Below are 18,694 nucleotides of genomic sequence, written 5' to 3'. Positions count from 1 at the left end.
AATTCGGCGGTTCGCCCTTGCCCGCGCGCCTTGCGTGGCTAGGATGCGCGCCGATCACGCTGGGAGACAGGAACGATGATGCCATCGGCGCATTTTGCCGACCTCGAAGGAGCCTCGGTGCTGATCACCGGCGGCGGCTCCGGAATAGGTGCTGCACTGACCGAGGGGTTTGTGCGCCAGGGCGCCAATGTCGCCTTCATCGACATCGCCGACGGTCCGAGCACGGCCCTTGCCGATCGCATCGAGAAAGAATTCGGCCGCCGGCCGCTCTATCTCAAGACCGATTTGCGCGACGTCGATGCCTTGCGGGCGTCGGCGGCCAAGGCGGCCGAGGCGCATGGCGATGTCACCGTCCTGGTCAACAATGCGGCCTGGGATGAACGCCACGCCGTCGAGGATGTGACGGTCGAGTTCTGGGACAACAACCAGGCCATCAATCTGCGGCCGCATTTCTTCACCGCGCAAGCGGTGGCGCCGGGCATGAAGCGGGCCGGCGGCGGTTCGATCATCAACTTCACCTCGACATCCTATCTGATCAACCACCCCGACATGCCGTCCTACACGGCCGCCAAGGCCGGTATCCTCGGCCTGACCAAGGGACTGGCCGGCAAGCTCGGTGTCGACGGCATCCGCGTCAACGCCATTGCGCCTGGCTGGGTGATCACCGAGCGGCAGAAGGAGCTCTGGGTGACCGAACAGGGGCTTGCCGCCCATGTTGCCAAGCAGTGCATCAAACAGGTGATGCAGCCCGACGACATCGTCGGCACCGTGCTGTTCCTCGCTTCGGACGCCTCGCGCATGCTGACCGCGCAGATGCTGGTCGTCGATGGAGGTTTCCTGTGAGCCAAGGGTTTGCCGGCGCACCGGCGGTTGCCGCCGTCGACTGGGGCACGACCCGCATGCGGGTCTGGCTGATCGACGGGCAAGGCAAGGTGCTTGCCGAACGCCGTGGCGATGATGGCCTGATCACCGCCCAGCAAAAGGGCTTTTCGACCATCCTCGAAGGGCACCTGGCGGCGATGGGAGCACCAGCGGCGCTGCCCGTCATCATCTGCGGCATGGCCGGATCCCGCCAGGGCTGGCTGGAAGCGCCCTATGTCACCGTGCCGGCGCCGCTTAGCGCCATTCTTGCTGGTGCCGCCAGCGTGCCCGGCCAGAGCCGCGACATCCGCATCGTTCCGGGTCTTGCCCAGCGGCTGACCGATGCGCCCGACGTCATGCGCGGCGAGGAAACCCAGCTCGCCGGCGCCGGCCTGCCGGCCAGGGGGCGCCAGCTGGTCTGCATGCCCGGTACCCATTCGAAATGGGTGCTGATAGAGGATGGCGCGGTTGCCGGCTTCGGCACCTGGCCGACCGGTGAGCTGTTTTCCGTGCTTGCCGCGCATTCGATCCTGCGCCATTCGCTCGGCGAACATCCGAAGCCCGTCACATCGGACAATCCGTTCTTCCGCCGCTGGTGCGAAACCGCATTGGGTGAAGGCGGCGATGTCACCTCGCGGCTGTTTTCCATCCGCGCCGCCGGCCTGCTGCAGGACTTGAAAGCCGACGATGCCGCCGCCTGCCTGTCCGGCCTTCTGATCGGCGGCGAGATCGCCTCCGCCAGCCGCCGGCACGGCGCCGGTGCCGAACCCATCGTACTGGTCGCCTCCGGCGCGCTGGGAACGCTGTACGGCGAGGCACTCGGCCTTGCCGGCCTCGAGGTTCGGGCCGTCGACGCCGACGAAGCGGTGCGTGCCGGTCTCGTCGAGGCGGCGCGTGAGAACGGCATGATCGCCAGAATTGGAGCAGCCCGATGAGCCAGACCGCACCGTTTCCAAAACTCAAGCGCGGGCTGGTCGCCATCCTTCGCGGGCTCAAGCCCACCGAGGCGATGGCCATGGGCCAGGCGCTGTTCGACGCCGGCATCGAGGCGATCGAAGTGCCGCTGAACTCACCGCAACCGTTCTCGTCGATCGCCCGCATCGTCCAAGTGCTGCCGAAAACGGCACTGGTCGGTGCCGGCACGGTGCTGACGCCGGCCGATGTCGATGGCTTGCACCAGGCCGGAGGGCGGCTGCTGGTCAGTCCCAACGTCGATGCCGAGGTCATGGCGCGCGCCATGCATTACGGCATGGTGACGATGCCCGGCGTGTTCACGCCGACCGAAGCCTTGCTGGCGATCAAGCTCGGCGCCTCAGCCCTGAAATTCTTCCCGGCGAGCGTGCTGGGTGCCGGCGGCATTTCAGCGATGCGCGCTGTGTTGCCGGCGCAGACGCTGGTCGGTGCCGTCGGCGGCGTCTCCGAAAAAGATTTTGCCGGCTACAAGGCGGCCGGCGTTACCGCCTTTGGACTGGGATCCAGCCTGTTCAAGCCGGGCATGAGCGTCGACGAGGTGGCCGCGCGGGCCGAGGCGGCGGTGACAGCCTGGGATGCGGCGTTCGGAGAAGCAGGATGAGCGAAGCGATCGTTACGGTTTTTTCCGATCACGTCTGCCAGCTCGGCGAGGGACCGAGCTACGATCCCGCCACCGATACGCTCTACTGGTTCGACATCGTCAACGGTCAGCTTCTGGAAAAGCGGCTTTCCGGCGGCGCGACCACCGTCCATGAGCTTGGCCAGATGGCGAGCGCCATCGCCGTCATCGATGACAAGCGCCAGCTTATCGCCGCCGAAACCGGCCTTTATGTCCGCGATGTCGCGACCGGCAGACTGACGCTGCACACGTCTGTCGAGGCCGGCAATCCGGTTACGCGCTCCAACGATTCCCGGGTCCACCCCTGCGGCGCCTTGTGGATGGGCACCATGGGCAAGGGCGAGGAAAAGGGTGCGGGTTCGATCTACTGGTTTTTCAGAGGCGAACTGCGCCGGCTGTTTTCGGACATCACCGTCTCCAATTCGATCTGTTTTACCGAGGATGGCGCAATCGCCCACTACACCGACACCTCGACCGGGCTGCTGATGCGCGTCGCCTGCGACCCGGCGACCGGCCTGCCTGCCGGTGAGCCAAAGCTGTTCGTCGATCACCGCTCGGCCAAGGGCTATATCGACGGGTCCGTGCTCGACCGCGACGGCATCCTGTGGAACGCCGTCTGGGGCGGCAGCGTCATCGAAGCCTACGGACCCGACGGCAAGCTCGTCCGCACGGTCGCCATGCCGGTGACGCAGCCATCTTGCCCGGCCTTTGTCGGCGCCAAGGCCGACCGGCTGGCGGTCACTTCCGCCTGGTCGGGCAAGGATGAGAAGCAGCGTCTGCTGGATCTGCAGGGCGGCATGACCTTTCTGCTCGATATTCCCGTCAACGGCCGCTTCGAGCCGCGCGTGCTGATCGCCTGAGCGAACTGGATTCTGCGGTTGGACGGTGCGTTGTCACGCAACCGCCCGCGCCATGTCGGTTTCACGAGAGCCTGACGCCTTGACCATGCGATGGTAGGCGATCCTACTGCCGGGGATCGTCATCTCATGCCCAGCCGCAAGCCGAAACTGATCCTCGTCCATGAGCCGGAAAAGGCCTGCCTGGACCGTCTGGTCGCCGACGGTCATGCACCGCAGCGCGCCGGCGAAATCGCGTCCTATCTGGCGCAGTCGACCGACCTCGCCCCCGAATTCGACGTGCTTGGCCGTGCCTGCCAGGCACGCGGCCTGTCGTTCACGCCGGTGGCGCTGGACGAGGCCACCGGCGTGCTCGCCGGCGAGCATCCCAGCACAACGCTGGTCTGGACGCTGACCGACGGCATCGCCTATTTTCGCGGCGGCGCGGCGCCCGCTCTGGCGCGATTGGGCGGTTTCAAGACGATCGGCGCAGATGATGCGCTGTTCGCACTCTGCCAGGACAAGTTCCGCTCCGGCGCCGTGCTCGGCGCACTCGGCCTGCCGGTGCCGCAGGCCGGGCTTGCGCGCGACGGCCAATGGCTGGTCGAGCCGCCGGCCTCGCCCGCCGGCTGGTTCGTCAAGCCCAACCGGCTCGGCGCCAAGATCGGCATCTGGCCGGATTCGCGCTGTTGCGATCTCGCCCACGCTTTGGAACTCAGCCGGCGCGTCTTTTCGGCCTATCGCGACGATGTCGTCGTCCAGCCCTATGTCGCCGGCCGCAACGTGCGCGCCAGTTTCCTCGGCCTGGTGCCAGGCGCCGGGGTCGAAGCGCTTGGCGTGGCTTTTGTCGATTCAGGCGCCGATTTCCAGACCATGGCGGACAGCCTGGCGCTCTACGGCGACACCGGCGAGGCAGCGAAGGCGGAGGGACATTACGCCGAACCGGAGCTCGTTGCGGTTGCCGACAGCCAGCCGGCCGCCGACGCCACGATACGTGCGATCGCCGGGCGGCTGATGAGCGGGCTCGGCCTGCGCGATGTGTTTTCCATCGATCTCAGGGTCGAGGCCGACGACACCGTCCACCTCATCGAGTTCGAGGTTTGCCCCGGCCTGCCCTGCTTCGATTTTCGCGCCTATTGCCGCCAGCAATGGGGCCTCGATCTGGCCGGCGCCATGGCCGAAACTGCGGCCAGCCGGCTGACCGGTGTCGACCGATAGCTGTGCGCCTTGTGTCGGCGAGCTAACCAGCAGACGCTACCCGCCAGGCATTCGCTCGGCCGCCTGCAAGGACGGATCCATCTTGTCCCAGGCATGGCCGTGGCTCGTGTAGGTCACCATCTGCGGGCTGAACTGTTCCGGATCGTCGAGGCTGGCCGCGTGGACCGCTATGAATTCCGGCATGGCGACGGATATCAAAAAGACCGGCGTTCCGCAGGTTGGACAGAAGGTGTGGATTTTTTCATTGCCGCTGGCGCCCGCCACGCGCCAGGTGCTCACCTCCCCGGTAATTGCCATATCGGTGCGCTGGCCGAAGGTCAGGTAGGATCCGTGGCCGGTGCCTGAGCGCTTCTGGCAATCGCTGCACTGGCAGTGGTTCTGGAAGATCGGCTCGTCATTGGTTTCGTAACGGATCGCGCCGCATGCGCAGCCGCCGGTATAGCGCTTGGTCATCGTTATTCTCCCGCGGCGATCAGGGCTGATTTCGGCTTGGCGAAAATGTCGATGCCGCTGCCGGTTTCGAGGAAGGATTTCATGCTCGACAGCACCGCCGGCCAGCCCTGGCTGACGCCTTTCGCCATGCCGCTGCCGGCTTCGAGTTCGTCATGGCTGACGGTCAGCCGCACCATGGTGTCGTATTCCTCGATGGCGAACGTCACCCGGCTCGTTTTTGACGGATCGTCGGCCTGCGAAGCGTTCGCCCAGGTGATGACGAGGCGGGTCGGCGGCGAAACCTCGACGACATTGCCGACGAGTTCGACGGTCCGTTCGTCATTGGCGCGGATATGCTCCCATTTCGAGCCCGGCGTCCATTCGGAGACGTTCTCGTGACCCCAGTAGCGCTTTGCGACATCGGGCTTGATTATGGCCTCGAACACCTTCTGCGGCGTCGAGCGGATATAGGTCACGTAGACAAAGCTGGTCGTTTCCCTGGTCATTGGTCTTCTCCTTCGAGTTCTTGCTTCAGGTCGTGCAACAGGCTGAGCCGCTGCCGTTCGAATTTCCGTACCCAGCGCTCGTAGACTTCGTGCAAGGGCACGGGATTGATGAAATGCAGCTTTTCGCGGCCGCGCTTGACCGTGCTCACCAGATTGGCCGCCTCCAGCAGATCGAGGTGCTGGGTGGCGGATTGCCTGGCCATGTCCAGGTTTTCGCAAAGCTGACCGAGCGTCTGCCCGTTCTGCTCGCACAGAAGGTCAAGCAGCCTTCTGCGTGTCGGGTCGCCCAGCGCTTTGAAAACCTTGTCGGCGTCCATCTGCCTCACTCTGTTGTAAGGCATAATATGCAGGTAAATACCTGCATGTCAACCTACAGTTCGCCCCGCATCGCAAGACTGGATGCGGCTATTCGGACTCGGACGTTGATTGCGCGATGGGCCGCCCCGGCCATGTACCTGATGTCGGAGCCCTGCTTAGCGGCGCCAAACTGCGGACGTAAACCTGCAGGATTTCGTCTGAAGTCCTGCTACTAGCGCTGCAGCAGGGATTTGACAGGATGCCTATCGACGGCCGAGATTTCATCGTTCGTTGGTGGACCATCCTAAGCGTTCGAGATTGGCCGAAGCCTCCCAACTTCGTCATCCTAGGGCGAAGCAGGAGCGAAGCTCCGTCGCGGAGACTCTGGGATCCATGCCGCGACCTTGGCCGAAGAATGCAGCGGAGCAGAATTCTACACCGCTGCAACGCTTTGAAGTCGCGGCATGGATCCTCGGGTCTGCGCTGCGTCGCTACGCTCCTTGCTTCGCCCGTGGATGACGAAGGCGCTGGGCGTTTGCGGCAATCGCCAAGGTATGCCGTCCGTCACACCCGCGATTCGTCAAAACTGCTCGAGGCGGATTTTAGGCGCCCTCGACCAGAACGATCTCGCCGTCGGCGACCTTCTGACGGATGGCGACGGCGCGCTGGTATTCCGGCGAATGGTAGCAATCATGCGCGGCGGCGAGCGATTCGAACTCTATGATGACATTGCGTGCCCGGCCGGGGCCTTCGGCCTTTTCATGCTCTCCGCCGCGCGCCAGAAACTTCGCGCCGAAGCGCTCGAAGGCAGGCTTGGCGGCGGCGACGTAGTCCTTGTAGCCTTCCGCGTCGCGCACATCGACACGGGCGATCCAGTATCCCTTGGGCATTTTCTTGGTCTCCGAACTTGTTCTTGGAAATCTCAGGCCGAGCGCATCTCGTCGAGGATGGCTTCGGCCGCTTCCCGTTTGTTGGCCGCAGCAATGATAGGCCTGCCGACGACGAGGTGGCTGGCGCCGTTGCGGATCGCCTGGCCCGGCGTCACCACGCGCTTCTGGTCGCCATGATCGCTGCCCGCCGGCCGGATGCCGGGCGTCACCACCGCCATGTCGGGGCCGACGATGCGGCGCACCGCTTCGGCTTCCGCGGCCGAGCAGACGATGCCCCCCATGCCGGCATGCAGCGCCTGTTCCGAGCGCCGCAGCACCAGCGTATGCGGGTCGTACTCATAGCCGACGTCGATCATGTCCTGCTCGTCCATCGAGGTCAGCACGCTGACCGCAAGCAGGCAAAGATCGCTGCCTCTGGCCGCCTCTACGGCGGCCTGCATAGCCTTCGGGTAGGCGTGGATGGTCAGCATGGTCATGCCCATCTTGACGATGTTCTCGACGCCCTTGGCCACCGTGTGGTCGATGTCGAGCAGCTTCATGTCGAGGAAAACCTTGGTGCCGCCGCTGGCCAGTTCCCTGGCGAAATCGAGCCCGCCGGCGAAGGCAAGCTGGTAGCCGATCTTGTAGAAGGAGACGACGCCGTCGAGTTCGCGCACCGCCTGCTCGGCCTCCCTCACGGTCGGGACATCGAGGCCGACTATCAGTCTTTCCTGCATGGATCGTGCCTGTATGGATTGTGCCTGCATCGTCGTTGCGATCACGCCTCGATCCGGGTGGACAGCATGCGCGAGGTTTCGATCAGGGTGCGGCATAGGTGCTCCATCGATTTGTGCAGTCTTTCGTCACGGAAGTTTCCATCCTCGTCGAAGGCGCCGCCGCCGTCGGGCACCGAGCATTCCGGCGTCACCACCTCCATCTGGCAGCGCACCAGCACCGCGCGCAGATGGTTGATGCAGCGGATGCCGGCAAAGTGCCCGCTGGAGGACGAACAGAGGCCGGCGACCTTGCCGGCCAGCGGCCTCACCGGCCGGCCGCCATCCCTGCGCACCCGGCTCACCCAGTCGATCGTGTTCTTGAGCAGCGGCGGAATGGAGCCATTATATTCGGGCGTGGCGATCAGCAGCCCGTCATGGGCGATCACCAGACGGCCAAGTTTCTGGGCGTTTTCAGGAACGCCTTTTTCCTTTTCCAAATCCTCGTCCATGATCGGCAGGGGGTAGTCGGCAAGCGAGATGCGGGTCACCTCGGCGCCCTGCATGGCGAGTTCCTTCTGCGCCACGTCGGCGGTCCTGCCGCTATAGGCGCCGCTGCGAACCGAGCCGGCGAAGACGAGGATTTTCGGGATCACTGCCATTGGCCACCCTTGTTCCCGGACAGGTACAGCCAAGGATCGAGCAAATCAACGCCAACTTCGTCATCCTTGGGCGAAGCAGGAGCGAAGCTCCGTCGTGGAGACCCTGGAATCCATTCCGTGACAGCTATCCAGGAGTGCAGCGGAACAGAATTCTGCGCCGTAGCGGCGCTCGGAAGTCGCGGCATGGATCCTCGGGTCTGCGCTGCGTCGCTGCGCTCCTTGCTCCGCCCGTGGATGACGAAGCGAGGGACGTTCCCGCCATCGCCAAGGTATGCGGTGAGCACTGGCGATCCGCGAACAACCCTGCGCCGAGAAATTAATGCGCTTCGCGGCGGTAGATCCACAGCTGGGTCGGCGGGATGTTGCGGAGGATGAAATCGAAATGCTTGACCGTATAATTGCCACGGCCGGCCGGGATCGGCGACATCGGGCCGTAGGTCAACTGCACGATCGGCCGTCCGGCCGGGATGCGGTCGAGCAGGCTTTCGATATAGGCAATGCGCTGGGCGACCGGGAAGTTGAGCAGCGGCACGCCGGAAACGACGGAATCGAAGATCATCCCGCTCTTGTCGCCAAGCGTGGCGTTGAGGTTGAAGGCGTCGCCCTCGATGACGTTGACGCCGGGATAAAGCCGCCGCAGATGACGAACGAAATCCGCGGAATACTCGACCGCGTAGAGGTTTTCGGGCCGCACGCCCTGGGCCAGGATAGCGCGGGTGATTACGCCGGTACCGGGACCGACCTCAAGCACCGGCAGGCCGGATTTAGGATTGACGATCGAGGCCATCTTGCGCGCGGTGACCGAACTGGTCGGCACGATCGAACCAACCGCCTTCGGCTTGTCGATCCAGCCCTTGAAGAATTTGAGTTCGTCGTCGAACTTTTCGACAAGCGCCTTCCGCAGTCCAGGGCCACGTGTCATGCAAGCTCTCCTCAGCGCTCCCCGCAAGTTACTTAGCACCTGAGCGGTGCTAGGCAAGGCGCGGCCGGACGCATGTCGTGGATAAGATAATTTTCGTCGCGTCTCAAGGGGTGACGAGATTCAAGGATTTACGCGTTGCAAATCGGCTTAGGCGGGCCAAAGTGCATCAACGTTCGCCGAACGACTCGAAGAAATCCTTCATGCGGGCGAAAAAGCCGCTCGATTGTGGCGAATTGTCCTGCGAGGAGAGCTGTTCGAACTCCTCCAGCAGTTCGCGCTGGCGGCGGGTGAGGTTCTGCGGCGTCTCGACCGCGGTCTGGATGTAGAGGTCGCCGATATTGGGCTGGCGCAGCACAGGCATGCCCTTGCCCTTGAGGCGGAACTGGCGCCCGTTCTGCGTGCCTTCGGTCACCTTGACCTTGGTCTGCGTCCCGTCCAGCGTCGTCACCTCGAAGGAGCCGCCAAGGGCGGCCGTGGTCATCGAGATCGGCACCTTGCAATAGAGATCGGCGCCGTCGCGCTGAAAGAACTCGTGCGGTTTGACCGCCAGGAAAATATAGAGGTCGCCCGAGGGCCCGCCGCGCAGGCCGGCTTCGCCCTCATTGGCAAGGCGGATGCGGGTGCCGTCCTCGATGCCGGCCGGGATGTTGACCGACAGCGAACGCTCCTCGGTGACGCGGCCCTGGCCGGCGCATTTCGGGCACGGATCCTTGATCGTCTGGCCGCGCCCCTGGCATTGCGGGCAGGTCCGCTCGATCGAAAAGAACCCTTGCGTGGCGCGCACCTTGCCGTGGCCGTTGCACATCGAGCAGGTGACGGGCTGGGTGCCGGGCTTGGCGCCGCTGCCCGAACATTCGGAGCAGGAGATCGACGCCGGCACCCGGATCTGCGCGGTCTTGCCGGCAAAAGCCTCTTCCAGGGTGATTTCCATGTTATAACGCAGGTCGGCGCCGCGCTCGCGGCCGCCCGACGAGCGGCGCTGGCGCCCGCCCATCATGTCGCCGAAAATGTCCTCGAAGATATCGGCGAAACCGCCGGCGCCGAAACCTTGCGCGCCGCCATTCATGCCGCCCTGTTCGAAGGCGGCGTGGCCGAAGCGGTCATAGGCCGCGCGCTTCTGCGGGTCTTTCAGCGTCTCGTAGGCTTCGTTGATTTCCTTGAACTTGTGCTCGCAGGAATGATCGCCGGGGTTGCGGTCGGGATGGAACTGCATCGCGAGCTTGCGAAAAGCGCTCTTGAGCTCCTTCTCGTCGGCGCCTTTTTGGACGCCCAGCGTCTCGTAGAAATCAGCTTTCATTTTTTCCCGCTGTCCGGATGCTCAACGTCTTGAAGCATTGTTGCGTCTCTTGCCGGCACTGACGCTTCGATTTAGGTGCGATGGAAGGGGGATGCCAGTGTCGACGCGGCTTTGCCTGCATTTTTTCAGCAAGGCCCGCTGTTTTTCTGCAAGGGGTTGCAAAAAGCCCGGCCTTCGCCGGGCTTTTCGCTTTATCTTGCCGTCAAACGGTTCAGGCCGACTTCTTCTTGTCGTCGTCCTCGTCGATTTCCTCGAAATCGGCGTCCACAACGTCACTGTCCTTGGCGGCGTCCGCCTTGGCGTCGGCTTCCGCCGCTTCCTTCTGCGAAGCCTCGTACATGGCCTGGCCAAGCTTCATCGAAGCCTCGGCAAGCGCCTGGCTCTTGGCTTCGATGTCGGCCGGGTCGTCGCCTTCGGTCGCGGTCTTAAGCGCCGCGATCGCGTCGGAGATCGCCGTGCGCTCGCCTTCCGAAACCTTGTCGCCATATTCCTTCAGTGACTTCTCCGAGGAATGCAGCAGCGCTTCGGCCTGGTTGCGGGCCTCGACCAGCGCACGCCGCTTCTTGTCGGTCTCGGCATTGGCCTCGGCGTCCTTGACCATCTTCTCGATGTCGGCGTCCGAAAGACCGCCCGATGCCTGGATGCGGATCTGGTGCTCCTTGCCGGTGCCCTTGTCCTTGGCCGAAACGTTGACGATGCCGTTGGCGTCGATATCGAAGGTGACCTCGATCTGCGGCACGCCGCGCGGCGCCGGCGGAATGCCGACCAGGTCGAACTGGCCGAGCGCCTTGTTGTCGGCGGCCATTTCACGCTCACCCTGGAAGACCCGGATGGTCACGGCCGACTGTGAGTCCTCGGCCGTCGAGAACACCTGACTCTTCTTGGTCGGGATCGTCGTGTTGCGCTCGATCAGGCGGGTGAACACGCCACCCAGCGTCTCGATGCCGAGCGACAGCGGCGTCACGTCGAGCAACAGCACGTCCTTGACGTCGCCCTGCAGCACGCCGGCCTGGATGGCGGCGCCGAGAGCAACGACTTCATCCGGATTGACGCCCTTGTGCGGCTCCTTGCCGAAGAACTGCTTCACGATCTCCTGGATCTTGGGCATGCGGGTCATGCCGCCGACCAGGACGACTTCGTCGATCTCGCCGGCCTTCAGGCCGGCATCCTTGAGCGCCGCCTTGCAAGGGGCAATCGTGCGCTGGACCAGGTCGTCGACCAGCTGCTCGAACTTGGCGCGCGTCAGCTTCAGCGTCAGGTGCTTCGGCCCGGTCGCGTCGGCGGTGATGAAGGGCAGGTTGATCTCGGTCTGGGTGGTCGACGACAGCTCGATCTTGGCCTTTTCAGCCGCCTCCTTGAGGCGCTGCAGGGCAAGCTTGTCGTTCTTCAGGTCGATACCCTGTTCCTTCTTGAACTCGGCCGCCAGGTATTCGACCAGGCGCATATCGAAATCCTCGCCGCCGAGGAAGGTGTCGCCATTGGTCGACTTGACCTCGAACACGCCGTCGCCGATTTCGAGCACCGAAATATCGAACGTGCCGCCGCCAAGGTCATAGACGGCAATGGTCTTGCCTTCCTTCTTGTCGAGGCCATAGGCAAGCGCTGCCGCGGTCGGCTCGTTGATGATGCGCAGCACTTCGAGGCCGGCGATCTTGCCGGCGTCCTTGGTCGCCTGGCGCTGGGCGTCGTTGAAATAGGCTGGAACGGTGATGACCGCCTTCTCGACCTTTTCGCCGAGATAGGCTTCCGCCGTCTCCTTCATCTTCTGCAGGATCATGGCCGAAATCTGCGAGGGCGACTGCTTCCTGCCGCCGGCCTCGACCCAGGCATCGCCATTGTCGCCCTTGACGATCTTGTAGGGGACAAGCTTCTTGTCCTTCTCCGTCACCGGATCGTCATAGCGGCGGCCGATCAGGCGCTTGACCGCGAAGATGGTGTTTTCAGGATTGGTGACCGCCTGGCGCTTGGCCGGCTGGCCGACCAGACGTTCGTCGTCGCCCGAGATGGCGACGATGGAAGGCGTCGTGCGCGCGCCTTCCGCATTCTCGATTACCTTCGGCTCCTTGCCATCCATGATGGCGATGCAGGAGTTGGTGGTGCCGAGATCGATACCGATTACTTTTGCCATTTTTCTAGTCTCTCCGCTAAGCAGGCTCTCAGGACCCGTACAGGCGTTCCGACGAAAGCCCCTGTTCACAAGAAATCCCGTTCCGGCAACCGGCATTCCGGCGCCGAACGGCTTGGCGCGTATATAAGAACAGGCGGCATCGCGCGCAAGCATTCTGCGCAAGGCTTCCATGAACCTTTCCACCTCCGCCCGCGACTGATCTCCAGGTGCCGCATGGTGCGGCCCGGAAAGGAAGCCCCCATGACCAATAACCCAGAGGCTCTGCGGTCTCCGGGAACAACAGGAGCTCGGCGCGACCAACGCCTTCGGGACGAGGTCGATGCGCTGGGCTTCCCGCTGATTCCGTTGACCCTGCGTAAGAGCAGGCGTATCGTGATTTTGAGGAAAGCAGACAATTCGATCAGGGAAGAACGAGCCGGACCGCCGCGCCTTGCCCTGATTTGCGCGGCCAGACCCGACGTTCTCCCGTCGACTACGGGGGGTAGTGTCATGTCTCGCATCCGCGGCTCGTTCGTGTCGTCTCTTGATGGCGGCTTGCGCCGCGCTGTGCATCCAGGCGGGTTGCTGGCGCTGGCACTCGGCCTGTGGCTGGGCGCCGCCCAGGCGCAGGAAACCCGGATCATCTATCCCGGTTCGATGGCGGTGACCGGGTTTTCCGGCACCGTCATTCCCAATTTCGACCCCCCTGATTCCGAAAAAGGGGGCCTGCCGCCCGGCGTCGATCCGGTCGACGAAACCTTCATCGACACCACGCGCGCCACCTTGCGCGTGTTCGACGTCTCGCATCTGGGCGGCCCGGCCTCCGGGCAACTGGTCAACACCCCGCCGCCCCTCGAGGTGACGGCGGAGCAGATCGGCCAGGTGTTCGGCGTCACCTATGATGACGGCGTGCGCGACGGCGTTCCATCGGGCATTCCCAATCTCTATGCCGGCGCCACCTCGCTGCACGGCATCCGTATCGTCACCCTTGACGCCGATGATGACGGCCGCCCCGAGCGGCAACGCCGCGGCGCGGCCGGCGCCACCTTCATGGACGGCCAGTTCGGCACCGAAAACGGTGGCGGGCCGGGCACCATCTGGAAAATCGACGGCATCACCGGCCAGGTCTCCAAGTTTGCCGACATCGACACCAACAGCGGTCCCGGTATCGGCAATCTCACCTTCGACGCCGCTCATCGCCAGTTCTTCGCTTCCGATCTCGACACCGGCCTGATCCATCGCATCGATGCCACCGGTACGCTGATCGACAGCTTCGACCACGGCGTTGCCGGGCGCCCGGCGCATGGGCTAGCTCCGATCGCCGACGATGGTTCGGTGATGGACATACAGGGTGCGGCTTTCGACAGCGAAGACCCCGACAGCTGGGGCTACACGCAGGACGAGCGCCGCATCTGGGCCGTCTCCTATCATGGCGGCCGGCTTTATTATTCGGTCGGTGAAAAGTCTGAAATCTGGTCGGTGGGCATTGCCCGCAACGGCAGTTTTGCCGGCGACCCGCGTTGGGAACTGACGGTCAAGGCCGACAAGGACTACGCCGTCACCGACATCGCCTTCGACAACAGCGGCTTCATGTACCTGGCCCAGCGCGGCCCGGTCGAGAACCGCTACGATTACAGCCAGTTCGCCGATTCCGGCAAGGGCGAGGTCATCCGCTACTTCAGAGAGAACCCGGACGATCCGGAAACGGAATCGGTCTGGGTCGAAGTGCCGCAGGAATATGCGGTCGGCTTCCCGCAGGGCAACCGGCAGTCGGCCGGCGGTCTCGACCTGCAGTATGGCTATGATTCCGACGGCACTCTCGACACATCGGTCTGCACGCAGACGCTGGTCAACACCGGCGACAAATTGCGCGACAATCCGGCTCTCGCCGAACAGCTCGCCGCCGGCGGGCCGCTCGCCGTGCACGGCGTGCAGATCACGCCGAAAGAGCTGGTCAAGCCGGCCAATGTGCCGCCCTTCGGCTCCTGGTTCGTCGACTTCGACGGCTATTTCGAAGACCCGGCGGTCGAGGGTCATGTCGGCGACGTTGCCGTCTGGCATCCTTGCGAGGGCCGCGCCGGCTATTATGAAGAAATCCCGGGCGGCTACCTGCCCCCCTTCTACCCGCCGGACTTCCCACCGCCCGGCAATCTGCCTCCGTGCATCGATGTCGAGGATATCAGGTATTACTGTACGCCTCGCGGCCTCCAGGCCGATCTCTATCTCCATGACCGTGCCGGCTTCGGCGGCGATTCGATAAAGGCCCAACCTTCGAATGAGACAAAGTCCAGGACGCCAGGCGTCGGGGTGACATCATCCCAGTCGCATGCGCCCGGCCAGCCTTACACGATCGACATTACTGGCCACTATCCGGGCGACAGAGTGGATGTTGGACTTTGCTTCTACAGGAAGTCCGACAAGGACAAGGGTGGCTACTACCCTTGCTGCAAGATGATCTTGCCGCTCCGAACCCCAGCCGTCAGCTGCGAACGTTGAGGAGGGGAAGATGAAAAATCTCGCACTCTCCCCATTCGCAACCAACACTCAAGAAACCATCGTGGAGACGATCATGAAACCCCTGTCATACGCCAGGCGCGGCGCGCGCTGGCTGATGGCGGCCGGTATCGCGGTCGCCATGCTAACCCCGGTGCAAGGCTTTGCGGAAGGCGCTGCCCCGATCACCCCGGAGCTGAAGCTCGATCTCGACAGTTCGCGCGTCATCACTCCGAGGCCCGACCGGGTCGTGCCCTTCTTCACCAAGAAAGGCACTCAACGAGGCTGCGACTACGTCGTCTATTCGCTGAGCTTCGGCCTGCGCGGCGATCCGCAGGGCCTTGCCGACCCGAGCCTTGAGGCCAGGCTGAAGAAGGTCCGGGTCGACTTCAAGGACCAGCTTCCGCACGGCCTTGAGATCGTCAACGTCAATGTGTCCGGCGACGGCACGGATTCATCCGGCGGACCACTGCCGGGCGCGACGATCAGCACCTCGGCGGGTCCCAACGATACCGCTGTTGTTTCAGACTTCCGCATCTCCACTTCCGATCTCGACGGCGCCGGCGCTCCCAACGAGCGCGTCATCAACTTCAAGATCACGGCCAAGATCGATCATGCGGCATTTCCCGCGCCGACGATCGTCGACAACCAGGGGATGATCAAGGTGACCGCCGGACCGGGCACCGGGACCATCATCCCGTCGCAGGATCCGAGCAAGCCCGACGACGGCGATTTCAAGACCGGCGTGAAGACCTCGATCAAGATCGACGTCACCAAGTGCAACCCACCGCCGCCACCTCCCGGCAAGGAATGCTTCAAGGTGGAACGCGGCACGGTCGATTGCGTGCCCGGCGGCGGTGCCTTCATCTACCACATGCCGGTCGGCCCGGAGATGGGCGGCAAATGGGTGCAGGTTTCGACGACCACATCAGGCATCACCATCATCCCCGACACGCAACTGGTGCCGGCGGGCGGCGGTGTGCTCAACTGGAAGATCGTCGGCGCATCGCCCGGCGACGTCATCCACCTCATCGTCACCGGCATCGAAACCTATGCCGGTCCGAAGGAAGGCTGGGGCCTGTGCTGCACGCAGACCATCGACATCGTCATCCCGCGTGACCAGAGGTGCCCGCCCAAGGACAAGGAGCCCGACCTCAAGGTTGAGAAACGCGCCGACGTGACGCGTTGCACGATGGGCGGCGGCTGCGACTTCACCATCAGGGTCACCAATGTCGGCACCAGTGCCTACCACGGCAAGATCGTGCTCGACGAGGTGACGCTGCCGGCCGGCTCGACACTCGATTCAGGGCCCAATCCGCCCTGGGTCTGCGTACCCGGCACCACCCCTATGATTTGCACCCATCCGGTGACCACGCTCAATCCGGGGGCCTCCGTCGACCTCAAGCTCGGCTTCAAGCCGGCCGGAGGCTGGCAAGGCAGCGTCTTGCGCAACTGCGCCACCTATAATTACGGCGCCAGCGACAAGCCACTGTTCGGCAGCCAGTCGAACGACCGCGGCTGTGCCTCGATCCCGGTCTGCCGACGTGGCGACCGTGACCGCGACTGCCGGCCGCCGGTCGAAAAGAAGGTCGACCTGATCCTGAAGAAGCGTGCCCGTATCCCGGTCTGCACGGCCGACGGCATCTGCTACTTCGTGATCGACATCATCAACAACGGCAGCGCCACCTACAATGGACCGCTGACGGTCATCGACAATTATCCCGGCGGCGCGCCAGCCTCCTCGACCTTCGGCCCGAGCCCGCCATGGACCTGCGCACCAACCGGCCCCGGGCTGTTCCGCTGCGACAATGCGGGCATCTCGCTGCCTCCGGGCGGCTCGACGCCGATCGTCGTCAAGGCGGTCATGCCGGCCGGCTACCAGTCGGACACTGTCGAGAATTGCGCGACGGTGAAGCCCATCCCCGGTGAAAACGATCTCACCAACAACAAGGCCTGCGCAAAGGAACGCTTCCGTCATCCCAATGGCGGCAAGCCGACCTTGCGCATCACCAAGGTGTGCAACGGCTCGCTCGCCGGCGCTGCGGTCATCTCTTGCCGCATCACCGTCATCAGCCTTGGCACCGCTGCCCCCACCGGCCCGGTGCGGGTCAACGATGCCGCCACGCTGGTTGCCGGCGGCGCGCCTGTCCAGATCCAAACCGTCACCCCTGACGGTGCGGAATGGGCGTGTGGACCGGTTCCGGCCAACGCGCTGTCGTGCCAGATTCCCGGTGCCGTCATGGTACCTGGAACCAGCCGCCACTTCGACGTGACGGTCTCGGCCAATGGCGCGTTCGAAAACTGCGCGCGCGGCTCCTATGGGCCGGCACCGGGCGACGACGTCGTCTATCCCTTTGGCCAGGCCTGCGCCAAGGGCGGCGGTTCTTCGACCATCCGTGTCGAAAAGACCGGCGACCGTGAATGCAGGCTCGGCCAACCCTGTTCGTTCGAGATCACCATCACCAATGACGGAACGACCCCCTTCTCCGGGCCGGTCCGCATTGGCGATGCGATCGGCGTGGAGGGTCTCGGCAGGCTGGAAGGCGTTGAGATCACGTCGATCGATCCGCCCTTTGGCTGTTCGCCGGAACCGGCAATCTTGCCACTGTCCTGCATTGCCAATTTGTCGCTCGGCGCCGGCGAAAGCCGGGTGCACCATGTCACCGTGGTCATTCCCGACGACGGTCGCCTGGCCAATCTGCAGGGCAATGTCAGCGGCCAGAACTGCGTCGGCGTGCTCTCTCCCGACACACGGGTGCAAGGCGGTGGCGACGTGCTTTCCGACGACCAGGCCAACATCGAGGGCGATCGCGGCAAGGCCTATGCCTGCCATCCCTTCACCATTGGCCAGGAGACGAAGAAGGAATGCTCGCAAGGCTTCGTCATGAACGATGCCGGCCGCTGCGTTTGCCCGGAAGGCACCACCTACCGCAACGGCCAGTGCTCGCCGGGCGGTGGTATCGTGCCGAAGCCGGAACAGCCGAAGCGCTGTGTGCTGCTCGAAGGCCAGATCCGCACCGAGGACGGCCGTTGCGTCTGCCCACGCGGAACCGGGCTCGAGAACGGCAGATGTGTCAGGACCGACAAGCCCGAGCAGTGCACCATCCGTGGCCAGGTCCACAATGCGGATGGCGATTGTGTCTGCCCCAGGGGAACCGAGATCAGGGGCAATGCCTGCCGCCCGATCCAGCCAAAGCCTGAGCAGTGCACGATCCGTGGTCAGGTTCACGACGCCGATGGAGACTGCGTCTGCCCGAGAGGGACCGAGGTGCGCAATGGTGCCTGCCGCCCGATCCGGCCAAAGCCTGAGCAGTGCATCATCCGTGGTCAGATCCACGACGCGGATGGCGATTGTGTCTGCCCAAGGGGTACCGAGGTCAGAAACGGCGCCTGCCGTCCGATCCGGCCAAAGCCTGAGCAGTGCACGATCCGTGGTCAGGTCCACGACGCCAACGGCATTTGTGTCTGCCCGAGGGGTACCGAGGTGCGGGGCAATGCCTGCCGGCGCAAGCAGCCGACGCAGGAGCAATGCGACATACGCGGCCAGGTCCACAACAAGCGCGGCGAGTGTGTCTGCCCGCGTGGGACGCAGGTGATCAACGGCGCATGCCGCAAGCCCAGACAGGAGGTGGAATGCGCACCGGGCTCGCAGATGATCAACGGCCAATGCCAGCCGATCATCAGGCGGCGCTGCCCGGAAGGCACGATCGGGCGCTATCCGAACTGCCGGCCCGTCCGCGGACAACCGTCGCTGGAGCTCAACCCCGGCCTGCTGCTGCAGCAGGTACTGCCACGGAGCAGGCCGCAGGTCGAACAGCGGCAGGATCCGGCTCAAGACAGAATCCTGAAGCTCCAGCAGCAATAACCACTGCTCGACACGAGACCAGAAA

16 protein-coding genes are annotated in these 18,694 nt (G+C 64.0%); 7 read left to right on the top strand and 9 right to left on the bottom strand.

What is annotated here, in order from left to right; genetic code table 11:
• The first annotated feature begins 75 nt into the window (after positions 1-75).
• From NKI66_RS14485 to NKI66_RS14465, 5 genes are all read left to right on the top strand, one after another.
• Complete coding sequence (locus NKI66_RS14485; protein WP_352752026.1) at positions 76-843, top strand: SDR family NAD(P)-dependent oxidoreductase; 768 nt, start codon at positions 76-78, stop codon at positions 841-843.
• A complete protein-coding gene (locus tag NKI66_RS14480; protein ID WP_352752024.1) occupies positions 840-1,796 on the top strand; it encodes a 2-dehydro-3-deoxygalactonokinase in 957 nt (318 codons plus the stop codon). The genes NKI66_RS14485 and NKI66_RS14480 overlap by 4 nt, the downstream gene beginning before the upstream one ends.
• A complete protein-coding gene (locus tag NKI66_RS14475; RefSeq protein WP_352752023.1) occupies positions 1,793-2,434 on the top strand; it encodes a 2-dehydro-3-deoxy-6-phosphogalactonate aldolase in 642 nt (213 codons plus the stop codon). Before NKI66_RS14480 ends, NKI66_RS14475 begins: the two co-directional genes overlap by 4 nt.
• On the top strand, positions 2,431-3,312 hold the full coding sequence (locus NKI66_RS14470) for an SMP-30/gluconolactonase/LRE family protein (RefSeq protein ID WP_352720952.1): 882 nt from the start codon (positions 2,431-2,433) through the stop codon (positions 3,310-3,312). The genes NKI66_RS14475 and NKI66_RS14470 overlap by 4 nt, the downstream gene beginning before the upstream one ends.
• A gap of 126 nt (positions 3,313-3,438) precedes the next feature.
• Positions 3,439-4,506: a D-alanine--D-alanine ligase family protein gene (locus NKI66_RS14465; protein WP_352752021.1), complete on the top strand. Its 1,068-nt coding sequence runs from the start codon at positions 3,439-3,441 to the stop codon at positions 4,504-4,506.
• 36 nt (positions 4,507-4,542) lie between these two features.
• On the opposite strand, the gene NKI66_RS14460 is transcribed toward NKI66_RS14465, so the two are convergent.
• The 9 genes from NKI66_RS14460 to dnaK form a co-directional block, all read right to left on the bottom strand.
• Positions 4,543-4,959 carry a GFA family protein gene (locus NKI66_RS14460; protein ID WP_128305150.1) on the bottom strand — a complete coding sequence of 139 codons (417 nt, stop codon included), beginning with the start codon at positions 4,957-4,959 and terminating at the stop codon, positions 4,543-4,545.
• A 2-nt stretch (positions 4,960-4,961) separates the two neighbouring features.
• Positions 4,962-5,444, bottom strand: coding sequence for an SRPBCC family protein (locus NKI66_RS14455; RefSeq protein WP_128305149.1), 483 nt, complete (start codon positions 5,442-5,444; stop codon positions 4,962-4,964).
• The gene (locus NKI66_RS14450) at positions 5,441-5,761 is read right to left on the bottom strand and encodes an ArsR/SmtB family transcription factor (RefSeq protein WP_056592605.1); all 321 of its coding nucleotides are present in this window, start codon (positions 5,759-5,761) and stop codon (positions 5,441-5,443) included. Before NKI66_RS14450 ends, NKI66_RS14455 begins: the two co-directional genes overlap by 4 nt.
• A gap of 582 nt (positions 5,762-6,343) precedes the next feature.
• Complete coding sequence (locus tag NKI66_RS14445) at positions 6,344-6,631, bottom strand: DUF1330 domain-containing protein (RefSeq protein WP_023762651.1); 288 nt, start codon at positions 6,629-6,631, stop codon at positions 6,344-6,346.
• 32 nt (positions 6,632-6,663) lie between these two features.
• Positions 6,664-7,377 (bottom strand): orotidine-5'-phosphate decarboxylase, encoded by a 714-nt coding sequence (gene pyrF / locus NKI66_RS14440; protein ID WP_031213922.1) that lies wholly within the window; start codon positions 7,375-7,377, stop codon positions 6,664-6,666.
• Between the two features lie 11 nt (positions 7,378-7,388).
• Positions 7,389-7,985 carry an NADPH-dependent FMN reductase gene (locus NKI66_RS14435; protein WP_023814188.1) on the bottom strand — a complete coding sequence of 199 codons (597 nt, stop codon included), beginning with the start codon at positions 7,983-7,985 and terminating at the stop codon, positions 7,389-7,391.
• A gap of 316 nt (positions 7,986-8,301) precedes the next feature.
• The gene (gene pmtA / locus NKI66_RS14430; protein WP_023810874.1) at positions 8,302-8,907 is read right to left on the bottom strand and encodes a phospholipid N-methyltransferase PmtA; all 606 of its coding nucleotides are present in this window, start codon (positions 8,905-8,907) and stop codon (positions 8,302-8,304) included.
• 166 nt (positions 8,908-9,073) lie between these two features.
• On the bottom strand, positions 9,074-10,204 hold the full coding sequence (dnaJ, locus tag NKI66_RS14425; RefSeq protein ID WP_023810873.1) for a molecular chaperone DnaJ: 1,131 nt from the start codon (positions 10,202-10,204) through the stop codon (positions 9,074-9,076).
• Between the two features lie 211 nt (positions 10,205-10,415).
• Positions 10,416-12,332, bottom strand: coding sequence for a molecular chaperone DnaK (gene dnaK / locus NKI66_RS14420; protein ID WP_023810872.1), 1,917 nt, complete (start codon positions 12,330-12,332; stop codon positions 10,416-10,418).
• Between the two features lie 489 nt (positions 12,333-12,821).
• Between dnaK and NKI66_RS14415 the strand changes: the two genes are divergently transcribed.
• Positions 12,822-14,807: a hypothetical protein gene (locus tag NKI66_RS14415; protein WP_352720945.1), complete on the top strand. Its 1,986-nt coding sequence runs from the start codon at positions 12,822-12,824 to the stop codon at positions 14,805-14,807.
• Positions 14,808-14,817: 10 nt separating this feature from the next.
• On the top strand, positions 14,818-18,669 hold the full coding sequence (locus tag NKI66_RS14410; RefSeq protein WP_352553282.1) for a DUF7929 domain-containing protein: 3,852 nt from the start codon (positions 14,818-14,820) through the stop codon (positions 18,667-18,669).
• The last annotated feature ends 25 nt before the right edge of the window (positions 18,670-18,694 follow it).

The organism is Mesorhizobium sp. M0518 (assembly GCF_040321125.1).
GTDB lineage: Bacteria > Pseudomonadota > Alphaproteobacteria > Rhizobiales > Rhizobiaceae > Mesorhizobium.
Note: the sequence above shows the minus strand (reverse complement) of the source record. Positions and strands in the feature narration are given on the sequence as shown.

Excerpts from the sequence above, each read along its gene's own strand:
- NKI66_RS14485 (WP_352752026.1), top strand. The coding sequence starts at position 76 with ATGATGCCATCGGCGCATTTTGCCGACCTCGAAGGAGCCTCGGTGCTG.
- NKI66_RS14475 (WP_352752023.1), top strand. The coding sequence starts at position 1,793 with ATGAGCCAGACCGCACCGTTTCCAAAACTCAAGCGCGGGCTGGTCGCC.
- NKI66_RS14470 (WP_352720952.1), top strand. The coding sequence starts at position 2,431 with ATGAGCGAAGCGATCGTTACGGTTTTTTCCGATCACGTCTGCCAGCTC.
- NKI66_RS14465 (WP_352752021.1), top strand. The coding sequence starts at position 3,439 with ATGCCCAGCCGCAAGCCGAAACTGATCCTCGTCCATGAGCCGGAAAAG.
- NKI66_RS14460 (WP_128305150.1), bottom strand. The coding sequence starts at position 4,959 with ATGACCAAGCGCTATACCGGCGGCTGCGCATGCGGCGCGATCCGTTAC.
- NKI66_RS14455 (WP_128305149.1), bottom strand. The coding sequence starts at position 5,444 with ATGACCAGGGAAACGACCAGCTTTGTCTACGTGACCTATATCCGCTCG.
- NKI66_RS14450 (WP_056592605.1), bottom strand. The coding sequence starts at position 5,761 with ATGGACGCCGACAAGGTTTTCAAAGCGCTGGGCGACCCGACACGCAGA.
- NKI66_RS14445 (WP_023762651.1), bottom strand. The coding sequence starts at position 6,631 with ATGCCCAAGGGATACTGGATCGCCCGTGTCGATGTGCGCGACGCGGAA.
- pyrF (WP_031213922.1), bottom strand. The coding sequence starts at position 7,377 with ATGCAGGCACAATCCATACAGGCACGATCCATGCAGGAAAGACTGATA.
- NKI66_RS14435 (WP_023814188.1), bottom strand. The coding sequence starts at position 7,985 with ATGGCAGTGATCCCGAAAATCCTCGTCTTCGCCGGCTCGGTTCGCAGC.
- pmtA (WP_023810874.1), bottom strand. The coding sequence starts at position 8,907 with ATGACACGTGGCCCTGGACTGCGGAAGGCGCTTGTCGAAAAGTTCGAC.
- dnaJ (WP_023810873.1), bottom strand. The coding sequence starts at position 10,204 with ATGAAAGCTGATTTCTACGAGACGCTGGGCGTCCAAAAAGGCGCCGAC.
- dnaK (WP_023810872.1), bottom strand. The coding sequence starts at position 12,332 with ATGGCAAAAGTAATCGGTATCGATCTCGGCACCACCAACTCCTGCATC.
- NKI66_RS14415 (WP_352720945.1), top strand. The coding sequence starts at position 12,822 with ATGTCTCGCATCCGCGGCTCGTTCGTGTCGTCTCTTGATGGCGGCTTG.
- NKI66_RS14410 (WP_352553282.1), top strand. The coding sequence starts at position 14,818 with ATGAAAAATCTCGCACTCTCCCCATTCGCAACCAACACTCAAGAAACC.